This window comes from Coleofasciculus sp. LEGE 07092 (assembly GCF_015207375.1).
GTDB lineage: Bacteria > Cyanobacteriota > Cyanobacteriia > Cyanobacteriales > Coleofasciculaceae > LEGE-07092.
Genome location: NZ_JADEWY010000011.1, coordinates 55,920 through 77,552, shown reverse-complemented (window position 1 = coordinate 77,552; position 21,633 = coordinate 55,920). Strand labels below are relative to the sequence as shown.

Below are 21,633 nucleotides of genomic sequence, written 5' to 3'. Positions count from 1 at the left end.
GAACTAACCTTCTACCTCAACTGGCTCCGCTTGTTTGTCGGCTGCGGGTTCTTCTTGTTTCAGGGTAAGATAGCGAATCACATCCTCACCGATGCGCATTGCCCTCTCGATGATAGCAACATGACTACCAGGGGCTTTGTAGTTCATTTGAATGTAGATGCCCTCGCGATGTCTATCGATGGGATAAGCTAAACGCCGCTTGCCCCGATGTTGGATGTCGATTTGGTCGGCTCCTTGCTCTTGCAGGATATCCCGGTATTTGGCGATCGCTTGGTTGACCTGCTCTTCTCCCATATCAGGACGCAGGATGTACATCATTTCGTAATTATCACTCACAAGTATTACTTTCCTTTTGGACAACAGAGCCCCCCTCGATTGACTAGGATTGGCTTCCTGCCAATTTTGAAGGAGCAAGGACACAAAACTATCCCGACAGCCAATTCTACAAGCAAAACAGCGTTTTACTGCCTTTCCCTTTTTCAGGTGGAGGAACTGTCGGGACGTTATGTTGCAATTTTACTAGTTTCTGCTATTAATTCTACCTAGCTACCAGGGTTAATCTGCATCTCATAGACGGTTAATGACCCACGGTTACTTCGTTAAACCTGGGAACTTACGCGAATTTGTTGAATTACCAAAGGAACACCTAAAAATCATGGCACAGCGCTATGTCCGAATTAAAAGTACTCAGGGACAAACCTACTATGGCTTGTTGCAACTGACGCGCAGTATCCAAGTTCTCGATGCACCACCTTGGCTACAAGGTCAACCGACCAAATTAGAGTTAGAGCCAGGAAGTTACAAGCTGCTTGCGCCCTGTGCCCCTACAAAAATTGTGGCTGTGGGTAAAAACTACATTAATCACGCTAGAGAAATGGGAACACCAGTCCCTCAAGAACCCCTGCTTTTTCTCAAACCACCGACAACTGTTACCGCTGCTGATCGAGAAATTTTGTTTCCCCCCCAGTCACAACGAGTAGACTACGAAGGAGAGTTGGCGCTAGTCATTGGCGAACCCTGCGCAGACTGCACGCCAGAACAGGCTCAGGGAAAAATTTGGGGCTATACCATAGCCAATGATGTCACAGCTCGCGATTTACAGCAGAAAGACGGTCAGTGGACTAGAGCCAAGGGATTTGATACCTTTTGTCCCCTCGGACCCTGGATTGTGCGAGAATTGAGTGCCGGAGCGCGTTTGCAGACGTTTTTGAATGACGCTCCCGAACCGGTACAATCGGTATCGATTGATCAAATGGTATTTTCTCCAGAATTTCTAGTCTCTTATATTTCTCAAATCATGACATTGCTACCAGGAGATGTAGTCTTGACTGGTACACCCCAAGGAATTGGACCGATGCAGGTTAGCGATCGCATCCGTGTTGAAATTGAAGGCATTGGTCATTTAGAAAATACCGTTGTTGATCGTGCTTCAGTAAGGGTGTAGTGGGATTAAAAAAAGGAGAATTTTGGCAACAGCTTTGATTTAACAACCGTAAAACCGTATCAGCTTGCCTAACTGCAAAATACCTAGCGTACTTGTGCGTAAACCGCTTCCGAAAGAGCTGGAATTTCTGCATAACGACCGAGAATGGACTGCACAATTGAGTAAAAGCAGGCGGCAAGCGTTCCTAAAAAGATGACATTTAGTAATGTTTCTGTTACCAAATTAAAGCCCAAACCTCTTAGCACAATATCGACTACCAGATTACATAAAACCAAAAGAATATCTAAAAGAATTGCTTGCATGGTATTAAATCGAATGAAATGAGCGATTCTCTCGTTTCTAACGACCAATAAAAACAATACGAAAAAAATCACTATTCCGGCTAATCCAAACGGTACTAATGTGAAGATAAAAGCGACAGGGAGTAGAAGAACTTGCAAAACTGCATTCAAATCCGGAAACTGGCGTAACAAAGGCAACTGCAACTTTAGTGCGAACTGCATTACATAGAATAAGGGGAGTAAATAGGTCAGGGCAGCGAAAATTCGATCTTGAACACTTGTTGAGCCACGCCAAGTCATTTTCAGATTCTCCTTGAGGATGTTACTCATATTTTCTTGACTAAATTCAGGATAACGCAGCTCGGAAGTCTGCCTGACCTAACCCGCTCATAGATTTCCCCATAAGCTACCGAAACAGCGATCGCCTCCTGCCACACCAACTCTTAATCTCTCTTCATAAACTAATCGAGGTTAGCAATGCGGAATCCCATTTCACACTCATACTGTTCGGGTTGATGGGGAGTAAGCTTGCGAACGGCATGACCGCAACTTAGTTTGCCGTGACGCCAACGAGGTTGACCACTTTTGTCAGCAAGCAAGCAACCCTGACAAACTTGTGTTGGGGAAAGGATTTGCTCTTCCATAAGAATGACTAACATTGAAATCCTCCGGTCAATCCTAGGGTGGCTGACTCTATCTTAAGTTAGGTCTTTAGAGAGAGGCGTTAGACTCAATACAGCTTAATGATGCAGAACGTTTAAAAATTAAAGATTTATTCTCCTAGAAAAAGAAGATAAGCTGCCTTTTGATGAGATCGGTATCAAGCATTTAGACGAAGCTAATCCGTCTGCTCCTCCTGCTCCTCCTGGTTCAGACCCGATTTTCCTTACCTTTACAAGATTCCCTACCCCTAAAGAATTAAGTAGACTTCTGTCCCAAAGTTAGACTCCGATTGGGTGGCAAACAGCGTTAAGATTATTGGTTCAACGGTAAAGTAGTGGCTTAAGTCAGCTCGTGATTGTAAGAGTTGACCACTGTAAACCCATGTAGAGCATCTCTAGGGATTGACGGACGTGACTGAAACGAACTTAGATTTTCTCGCGCAAACCGATCCGGTGGTAGCAACTTACCTCAACCAGGAACTTCAGCGCCAACGTGATCATTTAGAACTGATTGCCAGTGAAAATTTCACCTCAGCAGCGGTGCTAGCGGCTCAAGGCTCGGTACTGACAAATAAATATGCCGAAGGCTTACCGGGTAAGCGCTATTACGGTGGGTGTGAATTCATCGATAAGGTTGAACAAGTAGCCATTGAGCGTGCCAAGGAACTTTTCGGAGCTGCCCATGCCAATGTACAGCCCCATTCAGGTGCCCAGGCAAATTTTGCTGTATTCCTAGCGCTGCTGGAACCTGGAGACACGATTATGGGTATGGATTTGTCCCATGGTGGACACCTCACCCACGGTTCCCCCGTTAATGTATCGGGCAAGTGGTTCAAGGTTTGTCACTACGGCGTCAGCCCCGAAACTGAGCAACTCGACTACGAGCAGGTTCGGGAACAGGCACTCAAAGAACGTCCCAAGCTGATTATTTGTGGCTATTCCGCCTATCCCCGAATTATTGATTTTGAAAAATTCAGAAGTATTGCTGATGAAGTGGGTGCTTACCTCCTAGCGGATATTGCTCACATTGCCGGTTTAGTTGCCACAGGACACCATCCCAACCCGATTCCTCACTGCCATGTTGTCACGACAACGACCCATAAAACCTTGCGGGGACCCAGAGGCGGATTGATTCTCACTCGCGATGCTGAATTGGGTAAGAAGTTCGATAAAGGGGTATTTCCTGGCTCACAGGGGGGTCCATTGGAACACGTCATCGCGGCTAAAGCGGTGGCATTTGGTGAGGCACTGACTCCTGCATTTAACGATTATTCTGCTAACGTCATTGAAAATGCCAAAGCGTTGGCAGCTCAACTGCAACAGCGGGGTTTAAAAATTGTTTCGGGTGGCACGGATAATCACCTGATGTTGGTAGATTTGCGTTCGATTGGGATGACGGGTAAGCGTGCCGACCAGTTGGTGAGTGGCGTCAATATTACCGCCAACAAAAATACCGTTCCCTTTGACCCAGAATCTCCCTTTGTCACTAGTGGCTTGCGATTGGGTTCGCCAGCTATGACGACACGGGGTATGGGTGTAGCTGAGTTTACAGAAATTGCTGATATTATTGCCGATCGCTTACTGAATCCAGAAGATGAGGAAGTTGCAGCAGATTGTCGGCGTCGGGTTGCCCAGTTGTGCGATCGCTTCCCCTTGTATCCTCATCTGAAGATACCAGTACCGACATTAGTCTAGTCTCGTTTGAGGTTCAGTCACGTCAACGAGTGTAATACCCAGTTGCATTCAAAGAGATGGCTCCGAACTCCTTATTCTTTGACATCTTGACCCATGATCTCTTAACCCATGAGTGCTGAAATCATTTGCGTTGGAACCGAGTTACTTCTGGGGGATATTCTAAATACGAATGCCCAGTTTTTAGCCCTTGAGCTAGCAAATATGGGCATTCCTCACTACTATCAGACCGTGGTGGGAGATAATCCGACCCGCTTAAAGCAGGTATTGGCAATTGCAAGCGATCGCTCGGAGCTGCTTATCCTAACAGGAGGCTTGGGACCCACGCCGGATGACCTGACAACTGAAACACTGGCAGACTTTTTCGACGTTCCTCTCATTGAACGGCTCGACGTGCTGGAGGATATTGCCCGAAAATTCGCCCAACGGGGACGGCAGATGACTCCTAGCAACCACAAGCAAGCCTTGATTCCGAAGGGATCTGAGGTTTTACCCAATCCCGGCGGCACTGCCCCCGGAATTATTTGGCAACCCCGTCCTGGTTTGACCCTTCTTACCTTTCCCGGTGTCCCTAGCGAGATGCAGCAAATGTGGCAGGAAACTGCCATTCCCTATCTCAAGCGCCAAGGCTGGGGCAAACAAATCATCTACAGCCACACCTTGAGGTTTTGGGGTATTGGGGAGTCAGCGCTAGCCGAAAAAGTGGCTCCCTTTTTTCACTTGAGCAACCCTACCGTTGCTCCTTATGCGTCTCAGGGCGAAGTGAGGTTACGAGTTTCAGCTCGTGCTCCTTCTGAAGCTGAAGCTCAACAGTTAATCAATCCTGTTGTGCAACAACTGCGGCAGACTGCCGGGGCAGATTATTTTGGCGATAACAGCGATACCCTGGCATTGGTCGTGGGGCAGTTATTAAGGGACACCAATCAAACCCTTGGTGTTGCTGAATCCTGTACAGGTGGAGGTCTGGGTCATATGGTAACCGCTGTCCCCGGTAGTTCCCATTATTTCCTCGGGGGTGTTATTTCCTATGACAATTCTGTAAAAATCTCGTTGTTGGGGGTCAAGTCATCCGATCTAGATAAATGGGGAGCCGTTAGCAAACCCGTTGCTAATCAAATGGCAGCCGGGGTGCGATCGCTTCTTTCGACAGACTGGGGACTCAGCATCACTGGCATTGCTGGACCTGGGGGCGGTACAGAGACTAAACCCGTTGGTCTGGTTTATATTAGCTTGTCAAAGCCTGATGGCAGGGTGGACTGTTTCAAGTATCAGTTGGGTCAAGATCGCACTCGTGATTCTATTCGTCATGCCTGTGCCTGTAACGCTCTCGACCAACTGCGACGCAGGTTATTACAAGGGTAGATAACACTATACTTTTGTTACAGAAGTCTCTACTCAATATTTCGTTAGTGGGATAGCAATGCTTTTAAGCACTATGCTACCCTTAAAGTTAAGGAAAGCAACAATTGGGTTTTTGTTTCCAGAGGGTGTCTGCAACCCGTAAAAATCGCCGTGTCAACTCAAAAAAACCGGGGTTTACCCAGGCGAGATGCTAGAGCAACTGCCCTGTTGTATTTTAAGGAGTGCAGATAGGAAAGTTTGGCACTTGTTCAGTTGGAAAAATCTTAAAAGAAGATGCAGCTTTTCTCAGAGGAGATTTCTGTTTAATGGACTATATAGAAAAGGTGTTGGAAAAACTAAAAGAATGGGCTCGCAAGCTCATTGAAACCCTCATGGGTCCCGAAGCACAGCCAGAACCCGAACCCATTCCCATCCCAGTCAACGAGCCAGTACGCCGTCGGCGGTAGTGATTCCCGTGCCTAATGACACTCGGAGTTCTTTAAGCATTCTGGTGCTACATGGTCCCAATCTGAATTTATTAGGACTCCGAGAGCCAGAAATTTACGGTTCTGTCACCTTGGGTGAGATTGACAACCTCTTACAACAAGAGGGGCAAGCGTTTGCTTGTGCGATCGCGGCATTGCAGTCCAATCATGAAGGCGTTTTAATCGATGCGATTCATGATGCCCGAGGAGAACATCACGGGATTTTAATCAATGCGGGAGCCTATACCCATACCAGTGTAGCCATCCGGGACGCTTTGGTAGCCGTAGAGTTGCCTGTAGTCGAAGTGCATCTCAGTAATATATATCAGCGGGATGCCTTTCGCCATCACTCGTTCATTGCACCAGTAGCTGTAGGACAGATTAGTGGCTTTGGAGCTGAAAGTTATCGACTGGGACTGCAAGCTTTAGTCTATACCCTGAGAAAATCGGCTGGAACAAATTGATTGGATGCGGTACTCACTTTTGAGCCGATTTCAAGGTGCATTATTAGGCAGCTTGCTAGGTGAAGTTCTCGGTAGCAGCAACTGTCACAGAGGAGTATTTGAGCAAGTCAGGCTAGTAGAGATCAAGTCAGCAGGCGACAACTTCGAGGAAAAAGCGACCCATTTTTTCCCCCTATTCTCCGATTGGAGTCAGATTGCAACGTGCGGTATCGAAAGCTTGGTTCGTTGTGGCAGACTAGATATTGATGATTGGGTGCTGCAATGTGGTAAGACTCAGCTATCTCTCCAGTTGTTAAAAGCAGTAGCAACCAGCAGCGAGGCGACGGTGGCAACGCTACCGACAACACTTTTTTTTCACGACAATCCAATCCAGTTACGGCAAAAGCTGTTACAGGCAGCAGGGGTTTGGCAGTCTGAGGCAGAAGGACTTGAAGGAGTCTTGGCAGTCGCTTTAACCGTTGCCCTCGCCCTGACTGAAAAACTCGACACTACCAGCTTAATTCCCCAAATTTTAACAGAGCTAGGACAATCGCCAGCTCCCTTGATCCAACAACTCGAACAGGTACAAACTCTAGTAGAACAAGGTGCAGAATTAGAAACAACCCTTGCTCAACTGCGGCGAGAGCAGGTGCATCAAAAAAAGACGGAAATGGGCTCTGATACCGCTATTGCCCTAGCCTTTTACTGCTTCCTCAGTACTCCAGAAGATTTTCGTCTTTGTGTGACTCGTGCTGCTGGTAGCGGATACCAACCCCAAACAACAACAGCGGTAGCAGGAACCTTGGCAGGCGTCTATAACGGTATCGCGGGTATCCCCGTGGGCTGGCGTCTTGCCGCCGATCAGATTCCTGCTACCGTTAAACGACTACAACTAGCCAATCATCTCTTTGCCGTTTGGTCAGGAGTTTTAGATACTTCAGGGACTAATAGGTGCGCTCAAGCGGCTGTAGCAGCACCGGGCGTGATTCAACCGAGATTATAAACAAATGATGTTCCAGAAACAAGAACCATTTGCTGCTGAGTTTTGTAAGGTAAAAAGGAAGCCCACTCAAAGGTTACGGTTTATAAAGAGGTAAATTTTTAGATCGACTGAATTTAACCTGTCTAATAATTCAAGCAAGCCGAGCTTGCACCCCCACTGCTACAGCTCACTTAAAATGGCAAATCCCCTGCTATGAAAACCCTTCATTCGTTGACGCAACCCATTGCGCAATTGCGTCGCAAATCTGAGCAACTTCGCGTCTGGTTATCATTCAGGCTCTTGGATTCCCATGCCATTCATACAGACGCAAAGCCTCCCCTTTCTAGCCAAAGCCAAACCCCGACAGCCGATCGCACTAGACAAAACCGACAGCCGAAACTGCCGCCAAAGCCGTGGCGCAAGCGTCAAGGACGTTCACCAGTAATGTGGACACTAGCGGTGGTTTCCCTTACTACCGTTATGGGGAACCGTTTCTATAGCCAGCCGAAGCTAGATGTCGGTAGAGCCGCCTCACAAACGATCCGAGCTCCTTACGATGCCAGTGTTGAGGATACTAAAACCACAGAAGAAAAGCGAAAGGCAGCTCGTACTGGCGCTTTCCCCGTTTTAAGGGTTGACCAATCCATTTCCCAAGAAATTAATCAAAATCTCCAGCAATCTCTTGACAAAATAGAAGAAGTACGCAGTCTTAGCGGTTCATTTCCCTTTGTTCAAACTGCGGTACTATCAGATTCAACTCAGCGATATCTGCGCCAGAGCCAAGAATGGGAATGGCAGGGGATTGTAGCCTTTGCTAAGAAAGATACTAGTGTTAACCCTTTTAATCCGGCAGTAAGATTGCCCGAACAAGGGAAGAAACCCTTAGAGCTGGGGTTTGTCCAAGCCGTTAACGAACTACAAAGCTACCGCCGGCTCTCTTCTCCTAAAGCATTTTCTGAACTGATTGATGCAATTGCTCGTGCTCGTCAAAGTTACAAGCGGGCATTGCGCCAGCTCTCAGAACTAAATACCCCTGAATCCACTCTCACCAACGATGCGTCCCTGCTCGATCTATCCGATTCCCTGTGGCAGGAAACTCGAATTGGCATCGCTCAGGCAGCCAAGCGCATCCTCACCCAGGGTATTCCACCAGGACTACCCCCCGATATCGTTAAGGATGCTGCCAAAATACAAGTGAGTAGGCTGATACCTCCAGAGGCAGAATCTTCGGCAACTCAGGTGCTGGCAAGCGCGTTGCAAATCAACTTAGTTGAAGATAAAGAACGAACCAAACGTAGAGCCGAACAAGCGGCACAAGCCGTCGAACCTGTTCTGGTGTCCGTGGAGCGGGGAGAGATCATCGTGGGAGCGGGAGAAGAAATTACCCAGACAGATTTTGTCTTGCTTGATTATTTTGGCTTGAGCCATCGAGAAATTAACTGGATTGGCTTAGTAGGATTTGGCGGTTTGGTTAGCGGTGCGGTTGGCATTTTTTGGCTGGTGGAACGGCAAGTCTACCCCACACTGAGGCGGCGCGACCATATTTTGCTATTGCTTTTGAGTTTGAGTACGCCAGTCTTGGTCATATTTGGCGTTCAGTATACAGACTTGCCAGCCGTTGGTTTGTTAGTCGGCACCTTTTATGGTTCGACCTTGGGAGGCACCGTTGTCACGCTCTTGACAGGGTTGGTGATGTTCAGCATGGATATGAACCGAGAATATTTATTCGCGGGTGCGGCTGGGGGTTTAGTCGGTGCCCTGATGGCTGGGCGGATGCGATCGCGTGAGGAACTGGCGCTGCTGGGCGGCATTGTGGGCTTGACGCAGGGGGTTGTTAATCTGACGGTTAATCTGATTTTCAGTGCGAGTGCAGGTACGATTTGGTATGCCGTGCTACCAGGAGCAATCATCTATGGCTTGTCGGGTTTGGCTTGGAGCGTGGTAGCACTGGGCGTATCACCCTACTTAGAGCGGCTGTTTGACTTGGTAACTCCCATCCGTCTGGCAGAACTGTCAAATCCTAATCGCTCCCTACTGAAACGATTGGCAACGGAGGCACCTGGAACGTTTCAACATACCCTATTTGTGGCGTCTTTAGCCGAAGCCGCAGCGCGAGAACTCCACTGTAACGTAGAACTGGTTCGGGCGGGAACCCTTTACCACGATATTGGGAAAATGCATGATCCGTTGGGATTTATTGAAAACCAAATGGGAGGACCCAACAAACATGACAAAATTAATGACCCTTGGAAGAGTGCTGGGATTATTAAAAAGCACGTCTCAGAAGGCTTAGTCATGGCTCGCAAGCACCAGTTACCGAAAGCGATTCGGGACTTTATTCCAGAGCATCAAGGTAAACTCCTGATTTCTTATTTTTACTTCCAGGCTCAACAGAAAGCGCAACAAGAAGGGAGTCAATCGGTCAAAGAGGTTGATTTTCGCTACGATGGACCCATTCCTCAGTCCAGAGAGACGGGTATTGTCATGCTGGCAGATGCGTGTGAAGCCGCGCTGCGATCGCTCAAGGATGTCACCCCTGAAACAGCCTTGACAACCGTTAATAAAATTTTTAAAGCTCGCTGGCAGGATAATCAGTTACTGGATGCAGGACTAACGCGAGAGGATTTGTCAACCATTGCAGAAGTGTTTGTCCGCGTATGGCAGCAGTACAATCACCAGCGCATTGCTTATCCAAAAGCGGCACTCAACTGTCAACCCGCCGCTAAATGAAATAATGACAGATGACCAATGACAGATGACCAATGACAAAATTACGGGTAGGACTGTTGTTTGGGGGTCGATCGGGAGAACATGAAGTCTCGATCACGTCCGCAAAAGCGATCGCCAAAGCCTTGATCGCTCCCCAAAATACTGAAAAGTACGAACTGCTGCCAATTTACATTCAAAAAGATGGGCTGTGGCAATCACAAGAAATATCCGGCTCTGTTCTAGAATCGGGAACCCCTCTATCCTCAAGTAGCGGTGGCAATCCTTGGCAATTTCCCCCTCAAGTCACAGACGTGGATGTTTGGTTTCCAATTCTCCACGGACCGAATGGGGAAGATGGCACCCTTCAAGGTTTGTTGATGTTAATGCAGGTTCCTTATGTTGGATCTGGCGTCTTGGGTTCGGCAATGGGCATGGATAAAATTGCCATGAAAACGGCGTTTGCCCAAGCCGGGTTGCCCCAAGTTAATTACATGGCTCTTAGCCGTTCTCAAATTTGGTCTAACCCCTGCGTGTTTCCCAAACTTTGCGACCAAATTGAGGAAACATTGGGCTATCCTAGCTTTGTTAAACCTGCTAATTTAGGGTCTTCTGTGGGAATTGCCAAAGTGCGATCGCGTGCTGAATTGGAAGCCGCCTTGGATAATGCCGCTAGTTATGATCGCAGGTTAATTGTAGAAGCTGGCGTTGTGGCACGGGAAGTAGAATGCGCCGTTCTGGGCAACGATTCTCCCAAAGCGTCAGTGGTGGGAGAGATCACCTATGATACCGATTTCTACGACTACGAAACTAAATATACACAAGGACAAGCCAACTTATTCATTCCGGCACCTTTGCCAGATAGCATCACCCGCCAGATTCAAGACATGGCAGTGCAGGCATTTGAAGCTGTAGATGGGGCAGGGTTGGCACGGGTGGATTTCTTTTATGTGGAAGCGACGGGAGAGGTTTTAATTAACGAAATCAACACGCTACCCGGTTTCACGGCAACGAGTATGTATCCTCAGCTCTGGGCAGCCACAGGCGTTCTATTCCCAGAATTAGTGCATCGACTGATTGAGCTGGCGCTGGAACGGCACAACTCTTAAACGGAAGTTGCCCCACGTCGCAGGGCAACTTCCGCTTAAAAATCAATGAGACTGTTGCTGGGCTAAGGAACGGGGAACAGTGGAGTTCTGTGTCCTATTCTGTTCCCTATTTTTTTTACCCTTAAACTTGCAAGCCGTACCCAACGCACCCACTGCCAATAAACCTAGCACCGACGCCGGTTCAGGAACAGAGGCAGGGGGAGTTGTAGATCTAGGAGCAAAACTTGTTAAGGTTAAGTTTTGACCAGTTTCCCCACCAGTTGTGAGTTGAAAGAAGAAAGTTCCGTTAGGTGCATTTGGATTGCTCAAGTTAGAAAAAATATTAAAATCTCCTGCCTCACCGAAAGTACCCGCTGTTCCGAAGGGAAGAGCGGGGGGAGTAGCTGGTTGTCCCACTAATTCTTGGGTAAAGTCTAACGGAGAATTAAGAGGAGTCTGAAAAATAAACTGACCAAAATCAGCTAATGTAAACGTTCCATTTCCTATAGTTGCGCCTGTAACGGTTACAGAAAAATCATCTACTATTAAGTTAAAGTTATTTCCAGGATTAGGAATTTGGGCAGGATCAAAATCAATAAATCCAGTGGCTGATGCGCCATTGCCAAAGAATTCACCTGACCATTCCAAGTCAAATATGGCGGCTTGAGCAGGATTAGCACCCATTACCCCTAAGCTAAGAGCAGCACCAGCAGCGGTGGCAACGGTGATTTTTGTGAGCAGAGTTTTCATGGTTTGATTCCTTGTTTCTTCGGTGGTGATGATTGATTGATTAAATAGCAGTTATCAAGAGATTAGTTCTTGTTGATAACGCAGTTTTGAGATTAATCTAAACTCGATTAACCTATTTTTACCCCCCCGATTTTTTGTCTACCCCTATTGCTAGGTTTTACCTAATCTTTAAATAAATATTCGGCAGAAAATTGATGTAAAAAGTAGCTGAATAGCTTACCCATTCAAGAGTTCATCTCGTTTTCGACTCAGAGGTTTGATAAAGTTACGGTGAAGAGAGAAACAGAAGAAAGAAAATCAGCCCGGAGTTCAAACTCCGGGCTAATAGCTCAAGTCCACTTAAGTGGACTGAAAGTCTTGTAGAGTCAGTATTTAGTCCTCATAGCGAGGACTTTATGTATGAGACAGTGGTTAAAACCACTGGCGGGTTGTTACCTCTGCGAAGCCGTACTAGAGGTGGTACGATGTCGGTGACAACAAAGATTCTTATCTAATGGGCGCGATCGCTTCAGAGTTGCTGACTGTAGCTGCTGCGGCTCTACTCAACTCCTCTAGCACCGATTCCCCATTCCCTATTTTCAGATGAAACTCGGAAAATTGTTATGTTTTTGGTTGGGATTAACTAGCCTAGTGGCTCAACCCGTCCTGAGTTTGCCACCACCAGAAGATCTGCCGGAAGAGGTGTTAAGGACAGAGATTATCACCGAGGCGCGATCGCCTATTGATGGTAAACTCCTGAGTGCGGCTGAGTATGCTGAACTGCAAGCTCGACTCGCCGAGCGCTCGACACCAACAGAACTCGATCCTCAGATTCAGCAGCAGATTTTTCTGCTACGTTTGCTCAAGCTGTTTCGTCTTGTGACTCCATGGTAAAAAATAGTAGCAAATTTGACAGAAAAATGTAACGGATAATGGTGTCCCTATGTTTTTCTGTAGAATTTATGGCTGCCTGATTCTAAAACGTGTAGAAAAAGTCAAAAAAGTATATAAATATTAAGAGTTGCGGAACTCTCCCTGTCCGTACTATTTGACATAGATAGCTTAATATCCCTCATGATTGCCCCTGAACAAATTGACCGGATTGTTTGGAATCAACATCATGACCCCTTTGAAGTCTTGGGTCCCCATCGCTTTGAGGAAGAGGGTCAGACAAAGTGGGTTGTGCGAGCTTATCTACCGAACGCGGATGCTGTGTGGGTGGTTCGTCCAGAAGAACGCCTAGAGTACCCGATGGAATCGGTACATCACCCCCACTTTTTTGAAGCTACCCTGGAAACACTCGAACTAGCCAACTACCAGCTAAGGGTCAAAGAAGGAGAACACGAGCGGGTAATATACGACCCCTATGCATTCCGTTCTCCCCGTCTGACAGAATTAGACCTCTATTTATTTAATGAAGGCAATCATCACCGCATTTACGAAAAACTGGGCGCTCACCTGACGGAAGTAGACGGAGTTAAAGGAGTTTACTTTGCAGTTTGGACTCCCAATGCCCGTAATGTATCGATTTTGGGGGATTTTAATCACTGGGACGGACGCAAACATCAGATGCGTAAAGGTCGCACTGGCGTTTGGGAACTGTTTATTCCGGGATTAGCGGTTGGGGAATCCTACAAATACGAAATCAAAAACTTTGAGGGACACATTTACGAAAAGTCTGATCCTTACGGCTTTCAACAAGAAGTCAGACCCAAAACAGCATCAATTGTTGCAGACCTCGATGCTTATGATTGGAACGATGAGGAGTGGATGGAGCGGCGGCGTCACACCGAACCGTTGACTCAGCCCATTTCGATTTACGAGCTTCACTTAGGTTCCTGGCTCCATGGTTCCTCTGGCGAACCTGCCTTGAACAGTAAGGGCAAACCTGAGCCTGTGGTCATGGTTTCAGATCTCAAACCGGGAGCACGCTTCCTGACCTATCGGGAGCTGGCTGATAAACTCATTCCTTACATCAAGGAACTGGGATTCACCCACATTGAGCTGTTACCCGTGGCAGAACATCCCTTTGATGGCTCTTGGGGCTATCAAGTCACCGGATACTATGCCTGTACCTCTCGCTACGGAACTCCTCAAGACTTCATGTATTTCGTTGACAAGTGCCACCAAAACGGCATCGGCGTGATTGTGGACTGGGTTCCTGGACACTTCCCGAAAGATGGTCACGGTTTGGCATTCTTTGATGGCACTCACCTCTACGAACACGCCGACCCTCGCAAGGGAGAACATAAAGAGTGGGGTACGCTCGTCTTTAACTATTCCCGCCATGAAGTGCGAAACTTTTTGGTATCTAATGCCCTGTTCTGGTTTGACAAGTACCACATTGATGGCATTCGGGTTGATGCAGTGGCGTCAATGCTCTACCTAGACTACTGCCGCAAAGAGGGGGAATGGGTTCTCAACCAGTATGGGGGACGAGAAAACATTGAGGCAGCAGATTTTCTGCGCCAGATGAATCACGTTATCTTTAGCTACTTCCCTGGAGTTCTCTCAATTGCTGAGGAATCAACAGACTGGCCCATGGTGTCTTGGCCCACCTACGTCGGCGGCTTGGGCTTTAATTTGAAGTGGAACATGGGTTGGATGCATGATATGCTCGACTACTTCAACATGGACCCTTGGTTCCGCCAGTTCCACCAGAATAATATCACCTTCAGTATGTGGTATCACCACGCTGAGAACTATATGCTGGCGCTATCTCACGATGAGATTGTCCACGGCAAGAGCAATATGCTAGGCAAAATGCCAGGGGATGAGTGGCAGAAGTTTGCTAATATCCGCTGCTTGTTTAGCTATATGTACGCTCACCCTGGCAAGAAAACCTTGTTCATGAGCATGGAATTTGGTCAGTGGAATGAGTGGAATGTTTGGGGCGATTTGGACTGGCATTTACTGCAATACGAACCCCATCAAAAGCTGAAGCGGTTTATCAGCGACGTGAATAAGCTTTACGGGAGCGAACCCGCCCTTTACACTCAAGATTTTGCTGAACCTGGGTTTGAGTGGGTTGATTGCAGTGACAACCGCCATAGTGTGGTCTCCTTTATCCGCCGCTCTAAGGATTCGGAGGAGTTTATTGTTGCAGTTTGTAATTTCACCCCTCAGCCCCACAGTCACTATCGGGTTGGGGTTCCAGAAATGGGTTTTTACACGGAACTGTTTAACAGTGATGCCCGTGAGTACGGTGGTAGTAATATGGGAAATCTAGGGGGCAAGTGGACGGATGAGTGGTCATTCCACAACCGACCTTATTCTATAGATTTATGTTTGCCACCCTTGGGAGTTTTGATTCTCAAGCTGGATAGGAAGAAGACAGCAGCCGCATTAGAGTCAGCGCGGTAATTGGCTTTGGGCTGGGAGTATGTCAAGTTTGCACATAACGTTTAGGTCGGTTGGGTAGAGCGATGGTGAAACCCAACCAGCTAACCCTCCAGTTGGTTTTCGTACCTCAACCCAACAGCCAACGGTAGACATACTCCCCTTCTTGCTTGCCTTCATTTTCATCAAATTCTTGGGCAGACAGGATGCCTACCCCCCCAGAAATGTGGGATGGGCATCTTGCCCGTTTTCCCTATTTTTGCAAGAGTTTCCTTTCCCCTTTACCCTAAAACCCTTAATGATGGTTAAGGTGTTGGTAACTGTAGAAAGCGTAGGTATCGAATAAGGCTGCCACTACGCTACAAGTCAGACCAATTACAATAATTCCTTCAAAGGGACAGCCACTGCCGAAAACCGCGAGAAACTTTAATAACGCTGCTGCACCCGCTTGAGAGATGGTTTCAAAACCGGGAACATATCCAATGGCTGAAATAGCCGCTAACACCCCTGTCAATAGGATAATAGGGGTATGAAAGCTCAAAAAACTTGTCAATAGTAAAGAACGGAGAAGGGTGGGCAACATGGTCATAAAAAACTGAACGCTAGTGCCGAAGCTAGGTTTGACACATTCTTTACCACAATAGGCGCGATTGTCGCCAATCACAGAAAATGTCAAAAATCTTAAATTTAGCTTAAAAATCTTGTTGAAACTCTGTGAATTTTACTCATAAAACGGCGATAGTTTTAGTCACGTTTTGCTAAATTTCCCGCTGAAGTATCTTGACAGCCAGACAATCCTCAATTGGGTTAAATAACCGCTCCCTGAGCTTCAGCAAAATATCTTTCTTGATACCATTTCCAGTCCCCTTTGCCACACCCTAAACCTGTACATGAAAAAATCCCTTTCCCGCTGTAGGATTTAATTTACGCTTGTGGATATGAGGGAGCAACGGCATGAAAGACTCTGCTTGTTGAGTATTTATACTCATTTCTCATAAACGTCTTGCACTTATACCTTCCCTTGCATAGTTTTATGAAGATGGGCTTTGTTACTTAACCTCCCGAATTAGATTGAACAGCCCGAAAGACGTTTGTTTTGGCATAACAGCTTTGTGGATAATTCCCCAGGAGAAGCTAGAACGTGAAGCGTGCATTTACTCAAATCCGCAGCTCTATAAGCTTGTGTTTCAGTGCTTTTTTACTGATTGTGTTCAGTAATCTACTATTCCCGATTGCACCCAGTCTTGCGCAATCTCAAGAAATTGTTAGCTCTCCATCCACAGAATTTGTAACAGGATGGCAATATTACTGGGGTGACTCTCCCTTGGCGCGTGCCGATATTTCTAATTGCACAGATGAACCAATCGCCAATCCAAATCGTTGCTGGATATCATTTCAGTTTCCCAAACGACTTAATCTCCCAAATGAAACAAAGGTTTGGTTGCGCGTTACCTTACCTGAAGTAAATTGGAAATCTCCCATGCTTTATTTGGGAGCTATCCCTTATCTATCAAAGGTTTATCTTAATCATCAACTCATCTATACCTCTGAGGAAGAATGGGTATTACTTCGTCTTGAGCCGGGATTTCAGCGGAAATCTCTATTATTGGAACTTGAACCGAGGGAACGCTCTTCTATTTATATCGGATTATTTGACAGAGTTGTTATCGGTTCTCAAAATCCTTTAATTAAACGACTACTTCTGCAAGAATTGGATGTTATTTTAGGGATATTTTTTACAATTTTAGGATTGATTGCTTTATGTCTTTCATTGAATCGGCAAGAAACTCAAGCCTATATTTATTTCGGCTTATTAGCGATTCTAGTGGGATGTTACACTATTTCTCAATCAAGCTTTAGTCAATTCTTTTTCAATAATTATACTTTATGGGACATAATTGAATATACATCGTTTTACCTAATACCTGTTAGTACTTTTCTTTTTTATGAGCAACTATTTGGAGTGGGTTACTGTGCAAGTATTCGACGCTTATGGCAAATCCATCTTATTTACGCTTTGATTTGTTTACCCTTGGCGATCGATCATCAAGAAAGTTTGATTTCAGTTTTCTATATCGATCAACTCTTTTTCTTGTGCAGTACATTCATTTTATTGGTTAACACTATCCAAAATTCCTTTAGCCAAACCCGCGATGCTAAATCCTTTACACTCGCCTTTATTATCCTTGCCCTGTTTGCGATTCCCGATATTCTCGTTTATCGGTTTGAACTAAGTAACGAGTTTCAACAACTGTACCCTTGGGGAACGCTTATTTTCATCCTAATTTTAGGATTTATTTTAGAGCGACGTTTCGCCCAAGCCCGTCAACTTTTGCAAGCCTATACCCTAGAGTTAGAACAAAAAAATGCCACCTTACAAGAACTCAATCGACTCAAAGATGAATTTTTAGCCAATACCTCCCACGAACTGAAAACTCCCCTCAACGGCATTATCGGCATTGCTGAATCCTTAATTGATGGCGTTACCGGGAAGTTACCCCCTGCAACCGTCTTTAATCTTTCCCTAATCGTCTCTAGCGGCAGAAGACTGCATCAGCTTGTCAATAATTTGTTAGATTTTTCCCAACTCAAGCATAAAAAAATAGAATTGCACATTAAGCCCCTAGGAATGCGCGAAATTGCCGATGTTGTTTTAACCCTTTCGCGATCGCTCGTTGGTAAAAAAAATCTACGCTTGATTAATAAAATTGAGCCAACCGTCCCCTTAGTAGACGCTGACGAAAACCGCGTCCAACAAATTTTGTACAACTTAGTCGGCAATGCCATTAAGTTTACAGAAAAGGGGACGATTGAAGTCTCCGCCACTGTGGTTGATAACTGCCTAGACGTTACCGTTGCCGATACAGGAATGGGGATTCCGACTGAGAAATTTGAGCGCATTTTTGAATCATTTGAACAAGCCGATGGTTCCATTGCCAGACGCTACAGTGGCACCGGATTAGGTTTAGCGATCGCAAAACAACTAGTAGAGTTACATGGGGGCAGTATTCGTGTCGAGTCTACTGTCGGTGTGGGTTCAAAATTTACGTTCACCCTTCCCCTATCCGGGAGTCAGCCAGAAAGTCAACCCCCTCAGCCAGCATCCCAGATTCAATCGGTGGAAGCCATTCCCGTGATTCCTGATGAAATTCTAACCGATCAAGAAGCACTAACCCCCCCTGAAGGTGCATTTCAAATCTTAATTGTGGATGATGAACCCGTTAATCTTCAGGTTATTGTCAACCATCTTTCACTACAAAATTATGCAATTACCCAAGCATCTAGCGGTATAGAAGCATTAGAGATTATTCGCCAGGGATTCAAACCCGATTTAATCTTGCTGGATGTCATGATGCCAAAGATGACAGGGTATGAATTTTGTCAAACAATTCGCGAACAATTTCTTGCGAACGAACTCCCCGTCGTGCTCCTGACTGCCAAAAATCAGGTATCGGATTTAGTCGAAGGATTTAGCGCCGGGGCTAACGATTATTTGACTAAACCCATCTCCAAAAACGAACTACTTGCCCGCATAAAAACCCATCTTCACATCGCCAAAATTAATGCGGCTTACGGACGCTTTGTTCCTCATGAGTTCCTGCAATTTCTAGAACGAGAAAGCATCATTGAGGTGCAATTAGGCGACCAAGTGCAAAAAGAAATGACGGTACTCTTTGCCGATATTCGCTCCTTTACTAGCCTGTCAGAACGGATGTCCCCAAAAGACAATTTTGACTTTATCAATGCCTACTTAAGTCGGGTTAGTCCGGTAATTCGCAATCATCACGGATTTATTGACAAATACATCGGTGATGCGGTGATGGCACTTTTTCCCCCCACTGCTGATGATGCAGTGCAAGCCGCAATTGATATGCAAAAGCAAGTGTCTCTCTACAATTGCCAACGCCAAAAAAATGGGAAAGAACCGATAGCCATTGGCATTGGTTTGCACACAGGCTCTTTGATGCTGGGTACTGTGGGAGAGTTGCAGCGCATGGATACCACCGTGATTGCAGATGCCGTCAATCTTGCATCTCGTTTAGAAGGCTTGACGAAGATTTACGGTGTGGATATCTTGATTAGTGAACAAACTCGCGATCGCTTGCAAAACCCTCACCAGTACGACTATCGTTTTTTAGGTCGAGTGACAGTCAAGGGCAAAAGCCAACCCATTGCCGTATTTGAAATTTTCGATAGCAATCCGCAAGCGTTAATCGAACTAAAGACGCAAACCCGCACTGAGTTTGAGGAGGCAGTAGAACTTTATATTCAGAAAAAATTTGCCGAAGCCCAGGAAGTCTTCAAGCAAGTGTTACAAACCAACCAGGACGATAGAGTCGTTCGTCACTATATCGAGCGCTGTGAAAAAGCTCGCCGATTTGGAGTCTCGGAACTGGATATCGTGATTCGGTGATGACTAACCAGTTTAAACCAATGGGACGCAGGTCACAATTTAATGCCTTTCTCTCTTGTAAGAGGGGATATTTTTATGAGCCTGAGAGTCAACGGATAAACCTGTTAAGTTGTTCAACTAGCAAATGCACTGTCGTTGAAGGATTGTCACTTTCTGGGTTGGGGGGAACATATTGTGTCAAAAGCTTTTTGGCATTTTTAATCGCAGTCTGCTGTTTGCTTTCCAGTTCCTCGTAAATCGTCTCGCTGTTTTTCTTGTACTCGTGACCCAGTTGCTCAGTTAACTTCTTTGTATAATCCTTTCGGGGTATAGCCGTATCGTGGTAATTGAAATGTAACAAGTACCACAGTTCAAATGCCTCATTGGAATAGGCTACCTTAATATTGTTGTTTCTGGCAACCGTTAAGGCAGCATTAAAATTTTCTGCTGGAAATTCATCGCGATCAAAGACGCACCAGACTTGATCGTAATCATCTTTTTCTTTCAACTCTATAGCTTTTTTGACTAGGTTAATTGTATTTTCACCCACTCCATAGATATCAACCACATCTTTGGGAACGCGGAAGCTTTTAAAATAGTTTGGTTCCGTCTTTTCCCCTTCGCAAACAATCAAAAACCGTTCGATTAACTCTCGTGTCTCAACTGTTCTTTCTGAGTAGCCACGATAGGACTTCCGAGACGAGGATTTATCTTGTTTTCTAGAGGAGCCTTTTTTACTCATTAGGCTCACCGATCAAGCGGCGTAAGTCACCGATGAAAGGAATAGCGCCGTACCTACCCTGAATGTAATCAGTCTCGAAGGAGGCATCGTTTCGCACTTTGTACTCTACCAGAGAGTATAGATGAGTCGCACCCTGCCTATCCTTTTCAGTGAACCATATCTGGTCTCGTCTAAAAATTTTGTTGATCAGCAGGTTCGTATCATGTGTCATAAAGATGAGCTGTGCGTTCTGGGAACTCATTTGATCAGAATTGAATAGGCTGATAATCGCGCTGGTAATCAATGGATGAAGCCTCGCATCCAATTCATCAATGATCAAAACCTTTCCATTCCTTAATGCATCGAGTAGTGGTCCCGCAAATGTAAATAGTTTTTTTGTTCCGTCTGATTCGTGTTTGTCAATGTCAAATTCCTCTAGCTCAGTTTGATTACCTTCAGCATTGTATTTACGGTGAAAAGTCTTAATCGCTTTTTGACTAATTTCTTTGGTAAGGAATACTCCTTGTTTCCATAAAATTTCTTCTACTAAGCTTGAATTTTCGATTTGGATATCATCAATTCCTAAATCTAGTGTTTTTATGAATTGAATAATATCATATCTATAATTATCATTTTTAAAATATTCTTCTGTATAACGACGGTAAATACTATTGGGGTATAGACGAGAAATTACATTCAAGCTTTGATTGAACCACAGTAGTATTTTCTGTGATATTTCACCATTAAATTGTGCAACAACTGAAAGAAACAGAGCATTTGTTCTAGTCTTATCTGTGATATCTTTGCCCTCTTTGAACGCCTTTAAAACCTTAAAACTGTCTGATTGACGCTCAAAGAGTTTAGCTTCCCTGGTTTTCGGCACATAGAATAGCCACTCAGAAACAACCCGCTGTGTGTCTACCTCAAATCCGTACCTGTATGTTTTCCCCTCCAATAAGAACACAATTTCAAAGAAGGATGGCTTGCCTACTGTTTCTGTACTGAGTCGGAAGGGTTCAACGTCGATTCCTTCCGTAACTTGGGTTTCTTTAGAAGAATTTAGGACAAACCAGCGCATGAATTCAATCGCAGCAACAAGATTACTCTTGCCACTGGCATTTGCACCATAGACAGCCGCACTTTTGAGCAAGCTGAGTTCATCATCAATCTTAAAGACATTATTCTCGTCGAGGGTTTTGTCCTTTGCTGTTACCTTGGCAGCTACCATACTGAAGGTGACTTTTTCTTTAAAGGATCTGTAATTCCCGACGCTGAATTCTATCAGCATAAAGCGCCTCTGCAACAATGAAGTGGCATAAATTGTGAA

Annotated in this window: 18 protein-coding genes; 11 read left to right on the top strand and 7 right to left on the bottom strand. The window is 45.7% G+C overall.

Translation table 11 applies throughout. The features are described from left to right. Window positions 1-3: 3 nt before the first annotated feature. Window positions 4-336 carry a 30S ribosomal protein S6 gene (gene rpsF / locus IQ257_RS04750; protein WP_193873166.1) on the bottom strand — a complete coding sequence of 111 codons (333 nt, stop codon included), beginning with the start codon at window positions 334-336 and terminating at the stop codon, window positions 4-6. Between the two features lie 319 nt (window positions 337-655). Here rpsF and IQ257_RS04745 point away from each other — a divergent pair, with 319 nt between their 5' ends. Continuing rightward, on the top strand, window positions 656-1,444 hold the full coding sequence (locus tag IQ257_RS04745; RefSeq protein WP_193873204.1) for a fumarylacetoacetate hydrolase family protein: 789 nt from the start codon (window positions 656-658) through the stop codon (window positions 1,442-1,444). A gap of 83 nt (window positions 1,445-1,527) precedes the next feature. Here the strand turns inward: IQ257_RS04745 and IQ257_RS04740 are convergent, their stop codons facing one another. Beyond that, the gene (locus IQ257_RS04740; RefSeq protein WP_193873167.1) at window positions 1,528-2,025 is read right to left on the bottom strand and encodes a Tic20 family protein; all 498 of its coding nucleotides are present in this window, start codon (window positions 2,023-2,025) and stop codon (window positions 1,528-1,530) included. A 161-nt stretch (window positions 2,026-2,186) separates the two neighbouring features. Further along, window positions 2,187-2,384 (bottom strand): hypothetical protein, encoded by a 198-nt coding sequence (locus IQ257_RS04735; RefSeq protein ID WP_193873168.1) that lies wholly within the window; start codon window positions 2,382-2,384, stop codon window positions 2,187-2,189. 414 nt (window positions 2,385-2,798) lie between these two features. Between IQ257_RS04735 and glyA the strand changes: the two genes are divergently transcribed. The 7 genes from glyA (at window position 2,799) to IQ257_RS04700 (ending at window position 11,145) form a co-directional block, all read left to right on the top strand. After that, window positions 2,799-4,082, top strand: coding sequence for a serine hydroxymethyltransferase (gene glyA, locus IQ257_RS04730; protein WP_193873169.1), 1,284 nt, complete (start codon window positions 2,799-2,801; stop codon window positions 4,080-4,082). 108 nt (window positions 4,083-4,190) lie between these two features. Beyond that, on the top strand, window positions 4,191-5,441 hold the full coding sequence (locus tag IQ257_RS04725) for a competence/damage-inducible protein A (protein WP_193873170.1): 1,251 nt from the start codon (window positions 4,191-4,193) through the stop codon (window positions 5,439-5,441). A 305-nt stretch (window positions 5,442-5,746) separates the two neighbouring features. After that, window positions 5,747-5,887 carry a hypothetical protein gene (locus IQ257_RS04720; RefSeq protein ID WP_193873171.1) on the top strand — a complete coding sequence of 47 codons (141 nt, stop codon included), beginning with the start codon at window positions 5,747-5,749 and terminating at the stop codon, window positions 5,885-5,887. An 8-nt stretch (window positions 5,888-5,895) separates the two neighbouring features. Further along, window positions 5,896-6,369, top strand: coding sequence for a type II 3-dehydroquinate dehydratase (gene aroQ / locus IQ257_RS04715; RefSeq protein ID WP_193873172.1), 474 nt, complete (start codon window positions 5,896-5,898; stop codon window positions 6,367-6,369). Between the two features lie 4 nt (window positions 6,370-6,373). After that, window positions 6,374-7,351: an ADP-ribosylglycohydrolase family protein gene (locus IQ257_RS04710; protein ID WP_193873173.1), complete on the top strand. Its 978-nt coding sequence runs from the start codon at window positions 6,374-6,376 to the stop codon at window positions 7,349-7,351. A gap of 192 nt (window positions 7,352-7,543) precedes the next feature. Continuing rightward, window positions 7,544-10,060 carry an HD family phosphohydrolase gene (locus IQ257_RS04705; RefSeq protein ID WP_193873174.1) on the top strand — a complete coding sequence of 839 codons (2,517 nt, stop codon included), beginning with the start codon at window positions 7,544-7,546 and terminating at the stop codon, window positions 10,058-10,060. 32 nt (window positions 10,061-10,092) lie between these two features. Further along, entirely contained in the window at window positions 10,093-11,145 is a 1,053-nt protein-coding gene (locus IQ257_RS04700; RefSeq protein ID WP_193873175.1) for a D-alanine--D-alanine ligase family protein, read from the top strand. A 42-nt stretch (window positions 11,146-11,187) separates the two neighbouring features. On the opposite strand, the gene IQ257_RS04695 is transcribed toward IQ257_RS04700, so the two are convergent. Further along, a complete protein-coding gene (locus tag IQ257_RS04695) occupies window positions 11,188-11,874 on the bottom strand; it encodes a PEP-CTERM sorting domain-containing protein (protein WP_193873176.1) in 687 nt (228 codons plus the stop codon). 582 nt (window positions 11,875-12,456) lie between these two features. Between IQ257_RS04695 and IQ257_RS04690 the strand changes: the two genes are divergently transcribed. Together IQ257_RS04690 and glgB are read left to right on the top strand one after the other, a co-directional pair. Continuing rightward, window positions 12,457-12,747 carry a hypothetical protein gene (locus IQ257_RS04690; protein ID WP_193873177.1) on the top strand — a complete coding sequence of 97 codons (291 nt, stop codon included), beginning with the start codon at window positions 12,457-12,459 and terminating at the stop codon, window positions 12,745-12,747. Between the two features lie 180 nt (window positions 12,748-12,927). Beyond that, window positions 12,928-15,216, top strand: a complete 2,289-nt coding sequence (gene glgB, locus IQ257_RS04685) for a 1,4-alpha-glucan branching enzyme (protein ID WP_193873178.1) — start codon at window positions 12,928-12,930, stop codon at window positions 15,214-15,216. Between the two features lie 271 nt (window positions 15,217-15,487). On the opposite strand, the gene IQ257_RS04680 is transcribed toward glgB, so the two are convergent. Continuing rightward, a complete protein-coding gene (locus tag IQ257_RS04680) occupies window positions 15,488-15,868 on the bottom strand; it encodes a hypothetical protein (RefSeq protein ID WP_322744190.1) in 381 nt (126 codons plus the stop codon). A 465-nt stretch (window positions 15,869-16,333) separates the two neighbouring features. Here IQ257_RS04680 and IQ257_RS04675 point away from each other — a divergent pair, with 465 nt between their 5' ends. Beyond that, window positions 16,334-19,606 carry an ATP-binding protein gene (locus tag IQ257_RS04675; protein ID WP_322744189.1) on the top strand — a complete coding sequence of 1,091 codons (3,273 nt, stop codon included), beginning with the start codon at window positions 16,334-16,336 and terminating at the stop codon, window positions 19,604-19,606. A gap of 88 nt (window positions 19,607-19,694) precedes the next feature. On the opposite strand, the gene IQ257_RS04670 is transcribed toward IQ257_RS04675, so the two are convergent. Together IQ257_RS04670 and IQ257_RS04665 are read right to left on the bottom strand one after the other, a co-directional pair. After that, on the bottom strand, window positions 19,695-20,327 hold the full coding sequence (locus tag IQ257_RS04670; protein WP_193873179.1) for an RloB family protein: 633 nt from the start codon (window positions 20,325-20,327) through the stop codon (window positions 19,695-19,697). Further along, complete coding sequence (locus tag IQ257_RS04665; protein WP_193873180.1) at window positions 20,320-21,594, bottom strand: AAA family ATPase; 1,275 nt, start codon at window positions 21,592-21,594, stop codon at window positions 20,320-20,322. The genes IQ257_RS04670 and IQ257_RS04665 overlap by 8 nt, the downstream gene beginning before the upstream one ends. Window positions 21,595-21,633: the final 39 nt, after the last annotated feature.

What these genes read in the sequence shown, in the direction of transcription:
- IQ257_RS04665 (WP_193873180.1), bottom strand. Translation starts at nt 21,594, where the DNA reads ATGCTGATAGAATTCAGCGTCGGGAATTACAGATCCTTTAAAGAAAAA.
- IQ257_RS04720 (WP_193873171.1), top strand. Translation starts at nt 5,747, where the DNA reads ATGGACTATATAGAAAAGGTGTTGGAAAAACTAAAAGAATGGGCTCGC.
- IQ257_RS04710 (WP_193873173.1), top strand. Translation starts at nt 6,374, where the DNA reads ATGCGGTACTCACTTTTGAGCCGATTTCAAGGTGCATTATTAGGCAGC.
- IQ257_RS04700 (WP_193873175.1), top strand. Translation starts at nt 10,093, where the DNA reads ATGACAAAATTACGGGTAGGACTGTTGTTTGGGGGTCGATCGGGAGAA.
- IQ257_RS04740 (WP_193873167.1), bottom strand. Translation starts at nt 2,025, where the DNA reads ATGACTTGGCGTGGCTCAACAAGTGTTCAAGATCGAATTTTCGCTGCC.
- IQ257_RS04745 (WP_193873204.1), top strand. Translation starts at nt 656, where the DNA reads ATGGCACAGCGCTATGTCCGAATTAAAAGTACTCAGGGACAAACCTAC.
- IQ257_RS04690 (WP_193873177.1), top strand. Translation starts at nt 12,457, where the DNA reads ATGAAACTCGGAAAATTGTTATGTTTTTGGTTGGGATTAACTAGCCTA.
- glgB (WP_193873178.1), top strand. Translation starts at nt 12,928, where the DNA reads ATGATTGCCCCTGAACAAATTGACCGGATTGTTTGGAATCAACATCAT.
- IQ257_RS04695 (WP_193873176.1), bottom strand. Translation starts at nt 11,874, where the DNA reads ATGAAAACTCTGCTCACAAAAATCACCGTTGCCACCGCTGCTGGTGCT.
- IQ257_RS04725 (WP_193873170.1), top strand. Translation starts at nt 4,191, where the DNA reads ATGAGTGCTGAAATCATTTGCGTTGGAACCGAGTTACTTCTGGGGGAT.
- IQ257_RS04705 (WP_193873174.1), top strand. Translation starts at nt 7,544, where the DNA reads ATGAAAACCCTTCATTCGTTGACGCAACCCATTGCGCAATTGCGTCGC.
- IQ257_RS04735 (WP_193873168.1), bottom strand. Translation starts at nt 2,384, where the DNA reads ATGTTAGTCATTCTTATGGAAGAGCAAATCCTTTCCCCAACACAAGTT.
- IQ257_RS04670 (WP_193873179.1), bottom strand. Translation starts at nt 20,327, where the DNA reads ATGAGTAAAAAAGGCTCCTCTAGAAAACAAGATAAATCCTCGTCTCGG.